The organism is Paenibacillus sp. JJ-223 (assembly GCF_927798175.1).
Classification (GTDB): domain Bacteria; phylum Bacillota; class Bacilli; order Paenibacillales; family Paenibacillaceae; genus Paenibacillus; species Paenibacillus hubeiensis.
In genome coordinates, this window is the sequence record NZ_CAKMMP010000008.1 from 43,968 (window position 1) to 56,184 (window position 12,217).

Annotated in this window: 9 protein-coding genes; all 9 read right to left on the reverse strand. The window is 54.9% G+C overall.

Features of this window, described 5'->3' with window-relative positions:
- Positions 1 to 20 precede the first annotated feature (20 nt).
- The gene (gene priA, locus L6H98_RS15370) at positions 21 to 2,570 is read right to left on the reverse strand and encodes a primosomal protein N' (protein WP_236416424.1); all 2,550 of its coding nucleotides are present in this window, start codon (positions 2,568 to 2,570) and stop codon (positions 21 to 23) included.
- A gap of 1 nt (position 2,571) precedes the next feature.
- Entirely contained in the window at positions 2,572 to 3,846 is a 1,275-nt protein-coding gene (gene coaBC / locus L6H98_RS15375) for a bifunctional phosphopantothenoylcysteine decarboxylase/phosphopantothenate--cysteine ligase CoaBC (RefSeq protein ID WP_236416425.1), read from the reverse strand.
- Positions 3,847 to 3,957: 111 nt separating this feature from the next.
- Positions 3,958 to 4,173: a DNA-directed RNA polymerase subunit omega gene (rpoZ, locus tag L6H98_RS15380; protein ID WP_236416426.1), complete on the reverse strand. Its 216-nt coding sequence runs from the start codon at positions 4,171 to 4,173 to the stop codon at positions 3,958 to 3,960.
- A gap of 95 nt (positions 4,174 to 4,268) precedes the next feature.
- Positions 4,269 to 4,841: a guanylate kinase gene (gmk, locus tag L6H98_RS15385; protein WP_236416427.1), complete on the reverse strand. Its 573-nt coding sequence runs from the start codon at positions 4,839 to 4,841 to the stop codon at positions 4,269 to 4,271.
- A gap of 13 nt (positions 4,842 to 4,854) precedes the next feature.
- A complete protein-coding gene (remA, locus tag L6H98_RS15390) occupies positions 4,855 to 5,115 on the reverse strand; it encodes an extracellular matrix/biofilm regulator RemA (RefSeq protein ID WP_006209218.1) in 261 nt (86 codons plus the stop codon).
- Positions 5,116 to 5,166: 51 nt separating this feature from the next.
- Positions 5,167 to 6,066 carry a YicC/YloC family endoribonuclease gene (locus L6H98_RS15395; protein ID WP_236416428.1) on the reverse strand — a complete coding sequence of 300 codons (900 nt, stop codon included), beginning with the start codon at positions 6,064 to 6,066 and terminating at the stop codon, positions 5,167 to 5,169.
- A 19-nt stretch (positions 6,067 to 6,085) separates the two neighbouring features.
- The gene (locus L6H98_RS15400; RefSeq protein WP_236416429.1) at positions 6,086 to 7,975 is read right to left on the reverse strand and encodes a bifunctional homocysteine S-methyltransferase/methylenetetrahydrofolate reductase; all 1,890 of its coding nucleotides are present in this window, start codon (positions 7,973 to 7,975) and stop codon (positions 6,086 to 6,088) included.
- A 328-nt stretch (positions 7,976 to 8,303) separates the two neighbouring features.
- Complete coding sequence (dapF, locus tag L6H98_RS15405; protein ID WP_236416430.1) at positions 8,304 to 9,137, reverse strand: diaminopimelate epimerase; 834 nt, start codon at positions 9,135 to 9,137, stop codon at positions 8,304 to 8,306.
- A gap of 139 nt (positions 9,138 to 9,276) precedes the next feature.
- Complete coding sequence (locus L6H98_RS15410) at positions 9,277 to 12,120, reverse strand: calcium-translocating P-type ATPase, SERCA-type (protein ID WP_236416432.1); 2,844 nt, start codon at positions 12,118 to 12,120, stop codon at positions 9,277 to 9,279.
- Positions 12,121 to 12,217: the final 97 nt, after the last annotated feature.

Sequence of the window (12,217 nt, forward strand, 5' to 3'; positions counted from 1 at the left end):
CCGCCCTTATGGCGCAAAGCTTACATCAACATTTGCGGGTCTACATCCAGACTGATCTGCAGCTTCTGTGACTGGACATCATCGTCCATGCGACGCGCTGTCGCCAGTGCAAGTCCGATGGCGTCGACATCCCCCCGCCATTTTATCATACATTGGAATCTGTATCTATTCTTGATGCGCGGGATCGGGGAGGCGACCGGACCAAGCACGTCAAGCGCTTCGCTGCTGAATCGGTCCAGGCTGCCCAGCCAACCGGCGCCGTGGGCACGTTCCTTGAGCATCCGCACATAATTCTCCGCCAAACGAATGAGCACAGGCAGCTGCTCGTGCGAGAATGTGACCAGAATCAAACGGCAGTAAGGAGGGTACTGCAAATTGCGTCGGTGCAGCAGCTCTTCGCGTACAAAGGACAGATAGTCATGTCTGCTTGCATGTCCGATGGAATAATGCTCAGGGGTGTACGATTGCACGAACACCTCGCCAGGCAGCTGATGCCGACCTGCGCGTCCGGCCACCTGCGTAAGCAGCTGGAACGTTTTCTCCGCTGCCCGGAAGTCAGGCAGGTTGAGCGCCGAATCGGCAGTAATGACGCCGACCAGGGTAACGTCGGGGAAATCGAGCCCTTTGGCAACCATCTGCGTGCCCAGCAGCACGTCCGCCTTTTTTTCCCGGAACTGCTTCAGCAGCTTTTCGTGAGCGCCTTTTTCCGTCGTTGTATCCACGTCCATCCGAATGACCCGAATGCCGGGGAAAAGCTTCGCCAGTTCTTCTTCGACCCGTTGGGTTCCGGTTCCGAAATAGCGAATATGCTCGCTCCCGCATTCGGGGCACACTTCCGGCGCCGCTTCCGCATAACCGCAGTAATGGCAGCGCAGGTTGTTGGAGCGCTGGTGGTAGGTCAAGGAAATATCGCACTCGGGGCATCCGGCCACATAACCGCAGCTCCGGCACATGACAAAGGTCGAGTACCCCCTGCGGTTCAGCAGGAGCACCGACTGCTCGCCTCGTTCCAATCGCTCCTCAATGGCCTTATGCAATGAACGGCTGAACATTGAGCGATTGCCTTCTTTTAATTCTTCACGCATGTCCACGATCCGCACGTCAGGCAAATTGTTGCCCAGCGCACGGGTGTGCATTTCAAGCAACAGAGGGGCGAAATCGTCATTGCTTTGCGAACGGGCCGCGTAATAGCTTTCCAGCGACGGCGTTGCCGAGCCGAGAACGACCACGGCCTGATGCTGCTGTCCTCGTTTGACAGCCACGTCGCGGGCGTGGTATTTCGGCGTTTCCTCCTGCTTGTAGGAGGTTTCGTGTTCCTCGTCCATAATGATGAGACCCAGGTTGCGAAAAGGGGCAAATACGGCAGATCGTGCGCCGATCGCCACTTTGACGCGGCCTTCACGGATCTTCCGCCACTCGTCATAACGTTCGCCGCCGGACAGGCGGCTATGCATCACCGCAACCTGGTCGCCGAAGCGCCCTTTGAAACGTTCCACCATTTGAGGGGTAAGCGCAATTTCGGGAACAAGCACGATAGCCTGGCGATCCTGTTCGATGCAGCGCTGAATCGTCTGGAGATATACTTCGGTTTTGCCGCTGCCGGTTACGCCATGCAGCAAAAAAACGCCATGGCGTCGTTCCCGCAAACGGCCGCTGATACTCTCGTATACCGTTTGCTGCTCCGAAGTCAGCGCAAGAGGTTCGGTAGCGCGGAATCTGCGCCCTTGGTAAGGGTCCCGGAATACTTCGACGTCCTCGGTCACGACCAGCCCTTTTTCCTCAAGCCCTTTGACGGTAGCAGCGGATACCTGCAGGGTGGACAGCAATTCCTTCATCGGCATGGGCAGCAGCTCGTGCATCTCCAGCAAAAAGCCCAGCACTTCTTTCTGGCGCTGCGCCTTGGCCGGAAACGAATCCATCGCTTCCTTCGCAGCTGCGGCATCCACAGCGAGAGCAACGGATTTCAATGTTTTTTTACCCATTTTATCCTTGATGAGCTGGCTTTCGAGCAGCACGCCGGTGCGCAGCAGATTTTTGATCAGCTCTGCGTGATGGGGATACTTTCGGCTCAGCTGCTGTAAAGGCACTTGGCCCCGGTTCTGCACGAAGCGGATGATGTCCGTCCGAACCTTTTCGGAAGAGGATTCTTCGCCCCATGCCCACAATACCTCTTCCCCGGAGGTTGGTTCATTCGCTTGACCGTCGATCCCTTCCCCCATGGAGATGTACCGCTCGGCCTTTCCTTTCAGTGCTGTGGGCACCATAACCTGCAGCGACAGAATCCGGTTGCTGGCATATCGCTCGCTCATCCATTCCGCAAGCTCCACCAGGTCCGGGGACAAAGGCGGAACCAAGTCAAGCAGCTCCGCAATGGGTTTGAGCTTAAAGTTCTCCTCCCCCGTTCGCGGCACCAAATCGACCACAAAGCCCTGCACAGTCCGGTGCCCGAAAGGCACCCCGACCCTGCTGCCGATCTCGATCCATTCACGCATGGATTCCGGCACCAAATAATCGAACGGCCGGTCCGTCTGTTTCACGGGCACGTCGACGATGACCTTGGCAATCTCCATCTTAATCCCTCCCGGTCATGCGCTCCGCCGCAATGGCCAACAGCCGGTGTGCCACCGCTTGCTTGCTCATCAACTCAAGCTCTTCCACCAGGCCTTCCCGGTCATAGATATTCACCTTGTTCGTATCTGTGCCGAAGCCGGCATCCGTCCGGCTCACGTCGTTGGCGACGATCAGATCGCAATGTTTTCGCTCCAGCTTCTCGCGGGCGTATCTTTCGACATCATGGGTCTCTGCCGCAAAACCGATCAAAAATTGATGGTCCTTCCGTTTCCCGAGCGTCTCCAGAATGTCTATGTTTTTCACGAGCTCCAAGGACAGCGTATCGCCCTTTTTTTTGATTTTCTGGGATGCGACCGTTTGAGGGCGGTAATCGGCGACGGCCGCGGCCTTGACGACGATGTCGGCATCCGCCCATTCGGCCAGCACCGCTTCATACATATCCTGGGCCGACTGTACGGCAACAATCCGCACCCCTTCGGGAGGCGTTGCCTGGGTATTGCCCATAACCAGCTTTACCTCGGCTCCCAAATCACGCGCAGCCGCAGCGATCGCAAACCCCATTTTGCCGGAAGAATCATTCGTGATATAACGTACAGGGTCAATGCGTTCAATGGTACCGCCAGCTGTAACCACCACTTTTTTCCCCGAAAGCAAGGCGGTGTGCAGCGAAGCCGGTTCTGCTTGATCATCTGTCAGTCCCCGTGATTCCAGCGTAAGCGTACCCGACTGTTGTTGCTCGAAGTACTGCTCGATCACTTCCACGATCGTTTCCGGCTCCTCCAGCCTTCCTTTGCCAACATAACCGCAGGCAAGCAGACCTTCGCCAGGTTCGATCATCATCGTACCCCGCTCCACGAGCAGCTGCATGTTGTGACGCACGGCCGGATGGTCATACATATGCACATTCATGGCCGGAGCAACCATAACCGGAGCGGTTGTGGCAAGCAAGGTCGTCGACAACATGTCATCCGCCAGTCCATTTGCCATCTTGGCAATGGTGTTAGCCGTAGCCGGGGCTACGAGCACCAGATCCGCCAGGTCCGCCAAATGAATATGCGACACGACCGCAGGTTCCCGTTCATCGAATGTATCGCTATATACAACGTTCCGGGTCAGGGTTTGCAGCGTCAATTCGGTAATAAACTGTTTTGCGGAATCCGTCATGATGACGTGAACATCCGCCCCCTTTTGCACCAGTCTGCTGCATAATGTAGCCGCCTTGTAAGCGGCAATGCCTCCTGTTACGCCGAGCACGATTTTTTTACCGTTCAACATTGGTTACTTCCCCCGATATATAAGACGTAGAGAAAAAAATAACAACCTTGCGGTTGTCGAATGAATCCGGCCATGCCGGGTTATGCAATTGGAAGAAAAGCCGCAAGCGGCTTACTCTTCCTCTTCTTCGTCTTGCCCTTTGACAACGACGAGCAGATCACCATAAATTTCTTCGAGTGCCACGCCAACCTGCTTATGGGATTTCGGATTTCTCAGCTCCGATTTTTCCCCTTCACGCAGCTGTCTTGCACGACGGGATGCGGCAACAACCAACGAATATTTGCTGTCGACTTTGTTCATCATTTCATCAATAGAAGGATACAGCATGTTAACAAAACACCTCTTTGCATTAGTATAACCCCGGTCGCCGCCGCGGCACTTTTTCTCTCTTTCCAGAATATATGCATGCGGCAGCGCCTAGATTATTTCCTGATCTTACAATGTTCGGCGATAATGATGCTTTCTATTCGTTTGCACGCCAGATCGATCTCATCATTGACAACCGCATAATCGTACTGCTCCAACAAATTAATTTCGTCGACCGCTACGGACATCCGGTGATCAATCGTCGCCTGACTCTCCGTACCGCGCCCCTGAATCCGATCTTTAAGCTCGTCCAACGAAGGAGGAAGCAAAAAGACAAAGATCCCTTCCGGGAACTTCTCCTTCACTTTCAGCGCGCCCTGGACCTCAATCTCCAGGATGATGTCGCGGCCTTCATTGATCGTATTTTCCACGAAATCACGAGGCGTGCCGTAATAATTCCCGACATACTCGGCATGCTCCAACAATTGATCCTGTTCGATCATGGCCATAAATTCTTCACGGGTTCTAAAAAAATAGTTCACGCCATGCTCTTCGCCAAGACGCGGCTGACGGGTCGTCGCCGATACCGAATAAATCAGTTCCGGCACCCGTTTGCGCAAAGCGCTGCATACAGTACCCTTCCCGACCCCAGATGGTCCGGACAACACAATCAGTAATCCCTTAGACATATTACACTCCATTTTATTCGTCGTTATCATCGTCTTTCGAGGAAAGACGATGGGCAACCGTCTCCGGCTGAACAGCAGACAGAATGACGTGGTCGCTATCCGTAATGATCACGGCACGCGTGCGTCTTCCGTACGTAGCATCAATCAGCATATGGCGGTCTCTGGCCTCTTGTATAATTCTCTTGATCGGCGCGGATTCCGGGCTTACGATAGAAATAATCCGGTTCGCCGACACGATGTTACCGAATCCAATGTTAATGAGTTTGATTGCCATAATCAGGTTCTTCCCCCTATACTTGCGACTCTTATGCCGAAATATGGCCGTTCATTCGATATTCGCCGCCTGCTCGCGAATCTTCTCCAGTTCCGCCTTCATTTCGACAACACGGTTCACCAGAGCCAAATGGTTGGCTTTTGAGCCAATCGTATTGACCTCCCGATTCATCTCCTGAATAAGAAAGTCCAGCTTCCGGCCTACCGGTTCATCACTTCTCAGCAGTTCCCTGCATTGTCCAAAGTGGCTCAGCAGACGCGTAAGCTCCTCCTCAATGTTGGAACGATCGGCAAATACAGCAATTTCCATACCCAATTTATGCTCATCAAAAGGGAAAGAGCCTTCTTCCTGCATTTCCGTTAGCCTTTGTCTAAGCTTGTTGCGGTAGTCACTGACGACAGTGGGCGCAAGAGCAAGCATCTCGGTATGCAGCGATTCGAGATGGGCGATTCGCCGATCCAGATCACTGGCCAGATGAAGACCCTCTCGGGCACGCATCTGTTCAAGCCCGGTCAGCGCTTCTTCCAATCCGGCATGCAGTACGCGCTCCCACTCCTGCTTTTCTTCTTCCGTAAGCAGGCCCACTCCGTCCGAATGAACCATGACGTCAGGCAACGCAAGCATGTCCTTGATGGTGGGTTTGCCCTGCATTCCGAAGCGTGATTCCAGTTGCTCCGCGGCCTGTAGATAGGCCCTGACCGCCTGCTCATTCAGCACGGCAGGCAGAGCCTCGTCCTCATCCTTTTCCTTCATTACATAAACATCAATCCGCCCGCGCTTCAAACGGCTCTGCACTTTCTTCCTCAAGCCGTCCTCATAATACGTCCACTCCTTCGGCAGGCGCATCATAACCTCGCAGTAGCGATGATTGACAGACTTGATCTCGAGCTGTACCTTGTAGCCGCCGAAATGAAAGGCGGATTGACCGTATCCGGTCATACTGAATGACATCGGCATCACATCCGTTACACTATTGTAATTGATTATTTGGGTTGAAACAAGTAGGACATTGGTGGGCGGATTTCTCCCACACATATCTCGTCAATTCCGCCGTCATGCCGTAGAACATGAAAGGTGTCATCAAATAGATTCCGTTAAATTGCTCGGTTGCCACGTCGAGCAGCTCTTTGGCAATCGTCACGCCCATGGCTCGGCCTTGTTCGCCCTCAAGGCCCGCCATGCGGGAACGAACTTCGTCCGACAGCTGGATGCCCGGCACTTCATTATGAAGATACTCCGCATTTCGTCCGCTTGCGAGCGGCATGATCCCGACAAAAATAGGCACTTCCAGATGTTTCGTCGCTTCGCGCATCCTTACGATCAATTCAGGATCATACACCGGCTGGGTCATGATATAGTCCGCTCCCGAAGCGATTTTTTTCTCCAGCCGCTGCACGGCTTTATCCAAATGCTTGACGTTCGGGTTGAAGGCGGCCCCGATCACGAAGCCCGCTTTTTGTTTGAGCGGTTTCCCCGAGAAAGCGATGCCGTCGTTCAGCTGCTTGATCATGCGAATGATTTCGAACGAAGTCAAGTCGTATACGGAGCTGGAGCCCGGAAGGTCACCAAAGCGGGCCGGGTCACCCGTAACGGCAAGCACATGGTTGATGCCGAGCGCGTCGAAGCCCATCATATGCGACTGCGTTCCGATCAGGTTTCGGTCGCGGCAGGCGATATGCACGAGCGGCCGCAAACCTGTCCGATCCTGAACGAGGTGGCCGAGGGCCATATTGCTCATACGGGTCACCGCAAGGGAATTGTCGGCAAGCGTCAGCGCGTCGGCACCCGCCGCCTTGAGTTCTTCCGCACCTTTCATGAATTTTGCGATATCGAGGTCGCGCGGTGGATCAAGTTCCACAATGATCGTATGGCGCTGTTTGACCAGGTCAACGATGGTCGGCTGTCCGCCTCGGCCGGAACGCTCATCGAGATGTTCGTGCAATACAATGCGCGGTTTCGGCTCGGCCGGATCCGGCTCGGCAATCGGCAGCGGCGTATACTCGGCCAATGCGCGGGCCATGGCCGAAATGTGGTCCGGCGTCGTGCCGCAGCAGCCGCCGATAATGCGCGCGCCCAGTTCGGCGAATTGAAGCGCGGTCTGGCCGAAGTATTCCGGAGACGCGCCGTAGCGGAACTGACCGTCCACGTAATCCGCGGCACCCGCGTTCGGGTAAACCGACATCGGCAGTCCGATTTTGCCGGACACGGTTTCCATGGCACGCATGATTCCGTTCGGACCCGTGCGGCAATTAAAACCGATCACGTCGGCTCCCTGTTCGCGCATGATTCGAAACGCTTCAGGCATGGTGTAACCGTCAAGCGTGTGTCCGATGTTTTCAACGGCAAACTGTCCGATGACCGGCAGATCGCTCAGCTTCCGCGCTTGCCGCAATGCGATATCCATCTCCTCGATGTCATAGAACGTTTCAAGCAAAATGCCGTCAACGCCTTCGTCAAGCAAGGCGAAAATCTGTTGTTCATAGAATCGCTTCAGTTCGCTCGTGGACACGTTGGTCCGCTTGCCTCCGCGGATGGAGCCGACCGCGCCAAGTACGTAACCGTTGGCCCCGGCTACCTCCTTTGCAATCCGCACTCCCTCTCGGTTGACTTCCCCCACCTTCGATTCAAGCCCGAACTTGGACAGTTTGTCATAGTTGGCCGAGTAGGTGTTCGTCTCGAAAATTTCAGTCCCCGCGTCGCGATAACGGCGATGCACTTCCGCCACCACCTCGGGTGAAATCAAATTCAATTCCTCATAAGATATCCCCACAGGAAACCCCATCTGGTACAGGAACGTCCCCATCGCCCCATCCCCAATGAGAACCCGTTCCTGCAATGCGCTGCGCAAATCCGCCTTCATCCTCTTCCTCCCGCCTAACTGCAATCATTTTCATACTAATGTAACACAAAAAAAGCCCAAAAACGAAGAAAAACAAAGAATTTTCGGGATTAAACCCGTCACTTCATCTATTTGCGTTTTAATGTGTACTTCCCGCATGAGCGCGAATGGCTGAATAGGCTGCAAAATTCACGCATCATCTTGTTCGATATAAACAAATGGACGGCGCAACTCCCAAGGAGCGGACCGGGACCAACCATCGTTTGTCTCGCCATGACCAAGAGCAGAAATGCAGGATTGCAACGAAAAAAGAGGCCCGCAGGCCTCTCTTGCTTGAATAGCGCATCGCTTATGCGATGACTCCTTTGAAAACAACTTCCGCCGGACCTGTCATGTACACATGGTTGTCCGACTCGTTCCATTCGATATGCAAATCGCCGCCTTTGAGGCTGATGACCGCAGTGCGATCCGTGTGCCCGTTCAGCACAGAGGACACGAGCGTTGCGCATGCGCCTGTTCCACAAGCCAGCGTTGGGCCGGCTCCCCGCTCCCATACTCTCATATCCACATGTCCGCGGTCGCGCACGGTCGCGAATTCAACGTTGATCTTTTTCGGAAACATCGGGTGAACCTCAAGCAGCGGGCCCCATGTCGCCAGATCGAAATGGACCGCGTCGTCCACATAAATAACCGCATGAGGGTTGCCCATGGAAACGGCGGTAAATTTGAACTCGCGGCCGTTCGCTTCAATCGAGTGATCCAGTACCGGATTGGCATCCACCGTCGTCGGCACCTGAAGCCCGTCCAAAATCGGCTCGCCCATGTCGACGCGCACGGATGCGACTTTCCCGTTGTTAACGTTGAGGGAGACCGGCTGCACGCCGGCGCCAATCGTTTCGATCGTGATCTGCTCCTTGCTCACATGGCCGTGGTCGTATACGTATTTGGCTACGCAGCGGATGGCATTTCCGCACTGCTCCGCTTCCGAGCCGTCCGAATTGATGATCCGCATCTGAAAGTCCGCCTTTTCGGAAGGCAATATATAGACGAGCCCGTCCGCACCGATGCCGAAAAACCGGTTGCACCATTGAATAGCCCGTTCAGGCGCATCGGCGGGAAGCTGCTGTTCTCCATAAATCACGATAAAATCGTTGCCAAGCCCGTGCATTTTCGTAAATTCCATTGGCTGTACACTCCTTTTGGCATCTGCTGCCAAAGCGTTTATCGGCGTAAAAAAAGCTATCCGCCAAAATGCCGAAGCTCTCGCCCCGCATCATTTTGAGGATAGCATACCCGAAAACGGGCTTTATACGGTATTGATTTTATGCCGAAATTTTTGTACTTTTCGGTACGATGCGGCCCGGAGGGCCCATACGGCGGCGGTTGCGGCGACCGCCCCATACGCTTCCCGCACCCATGAGAAACGTGGGAATCCCTGCGGCTACGATCGAGATCGCCCATTCGCGCAGGCCGAGCGGAACCGTCTTGAAGATCGGCTGCAATGGCGGAGCGTACATGACGACCAGCATCAGAACGACCGATGAAATAACCGCCAGCACGAGGTATTTGTTCTGCAGCGGGTTCCGGTGGAAAATAGAACGGGAGCTGCGGCAATCGAATACGTGAATGAGCTGAGCCAGAACCAATGTGGCAAACGCCACGGATTGGGCTTTGATCAGCTGGCCGGGATCATTCGGCGCTGCCTGCAGCGTCAGCCAGAACGCGCCCAACGTACATATGCCGATCAATACCCCTCGGCTGATGATTTTCCACCCGAGCCTGCGGGCAAAAATATTTTCTTTGGCCCCGCGCGGCTTGTGTTCCATCAAATCCTTTTCCGGTTGGTCGACTCCAAGCGCCATTGCCGGCAATCCGTCCGTAACCAGATTCACCCACAAAATTTGAATAGGCACGAGCGGCAGCGGCAATCCCATCATCATGGCGAAGAACATCGTCAGGATTTCTCCCACGTTTGAAGCGAGTAAATATCGAATGAACTTGCGGATGTTCTCGTAAATATTACGTCCTTCTTCGATGGCAGCGACGATCGTCGAGAAATTGTCATCGCTCAAAATCAGCGCGGAGGCTTCTTTGGTAACGTCGGTACCCGTGATGCCCATCGAAATGCCGATATCCGCCGCTTTGATGGCCGGAGCATCGTTGACTCCGTCCCCCGTCATGGCAACGACGTGTCCCTTGCGTTGGAACGCCTTGACGATGCGCAGCTTATGTTCCGGGGATACCCGCGAGAAGACATAAGCGTTCTCCACTTGTTTATCCAGCTGTTCGTCCGTCATGCCGTCCAGCTGCTGCCCGCTCAAGGAACTGCCTCCGCGCGGGAGGATGCCGAGCTGATGTGCAATCGCCTCGGCTGTCGTGCCATGATCCCCTGTAATCATGACGGTGCGGATGCCGGCACGGCGGCACGTGGCGATCGCATCCCGCACTTCCCGGCGCGGAGGGTCGATCATGCCTGCCAGGCCAACGAAGACAAGCTGGTTCTCGGCGGCTTGCTCATCTTCGACTCTCTCGTCAGGTCGGACCTCCCTGAAGGCCATGCCCAGTACGCGCAAGGCGGAAGCGGCCATATTTTCGTTGGCTGCCATTACCTTTTGGCGCAATGTGCCCGTGAAAGGCACCACTTGACCTTCCCATAAAATGTAGTTGCACTGTCCAATGAGCAAATCGGGGGCTCCTTTGGTATATACCATCCGGCCGCCCTGATGATGAACGAGAACGGACATGCGTTTTCGCTCGGAATCGAACGGGAATTCCACTTGACGAGCGTACAGATCTTTCAGGCTGGCGGGAGAAAGTCCCATTTTCGTGGCCAGCGTCACTAGCGCGCCCTCAGTTGGATCACCTTTCAATTCCCAAATGATGTTATTCTCGCCGTGCTCGACGTCGCTGCTTCCCTTTTTGGCATCCTTCTTGGCGTCTTTGCCTTTCTTTTTGTTTCGCTGATCTGCATCGCTGACCGGTGAAATGCTGGCATTGTTGCACAGCGCGCTGATTTGCAGCAATCGGCGCAGCGTCTGATCGCTCTTCAATTCCAACGTCCGTCCATTCTCCAGCATCTGCCCCTCTGGAGCGTATCCGTCCCCGGTTACCTTGATGCTGCGGCCTTCCACCCACACGTCCGTTACCGTCATTTTGTTCTGGGTCAGCGTGCCGGTCTTGTCCGAGCAAATGACCGAAGCACAGCCCAGCGTTTCAACGGAAGGCAGCTTGCGGACGATCGCTTTCCGTTTGATCATGCGCTGTACGCCGAGCGCAAGGGCAATTGTGACGATGGCTGGCAGCCCTTCGGGAATTGCGGCCACGGCGAGGCTGACCCCGGCCAGGAACATGCCCACCGCAGGCTGTCCATGCAGGATGCCTGCTACGACAACCATCACGGTTAACGCCAGGGCAACCATGATCAAAATTTTGCCCAATTGCTCCAGACGGTGCTGCAGCGGCGTTTCCTGTTCTTCGGTATTTTGGATCAGGTCGGCAATTTTGCCCATTTCGGTATCCATGCCGGTCCGAATGACAATCCCTTTTCCCGTACCCCGGGTTACCATGGTACCCATAAAGCCGATGTTTTTCTGGTCCCCGAGCGGCACTGCCGCATCCGGGATCGGGTTGCAGTGTTTGCTGACGGGCACCGATTCACCCGTAAGGGCGGATTCCTCGACGTCCAGGCTGTTCGTTTCGAACCAACGCACGTCGGCCGGGACGCGATCACCGCTTTCCACAAGCACGATATCGCCCGGCACCAACAGCTTGGCTGCCAGATGAACCTCTTTTCCCGATCGCCATACCTTGGCCGCAGGAGCGGACAGCTGTTTCAAGGCCCGCAGCGAACGTTCGGCCCGAAATTCCTGTACGAAGCCCAGAATGGCGTTAAGCACAATGATGGCCACGATCGTGATCGCATCCAAATACTCTCCCAGCAACCCGGATACCAGCGTTGCCCCCATCAGCACCAGTACCATGAAATCCTTGAACTGGTTCAGCAGCAGCGTGATCGGTGATATGCGTCTTCCTTCGCTCAGCTCGTTAGAACCTGCTGTTTTCCTTTTCTCCGCCGCGGCTTCATCCGTTAAACCAACCTCCGGACTGACGCCAAGCATTTGCTGGAGCTCCTCAACCCTCAGTTGATGCCAATTGGTCTGTTCCATGCTTCCAGATTCCCTCCCAATCTGTTTTCCCGTGCGAGACGTTCGGTCATGCTCCGCCGACACATGACGTACAGGTTGTACGCCCTGCCGGACAAAC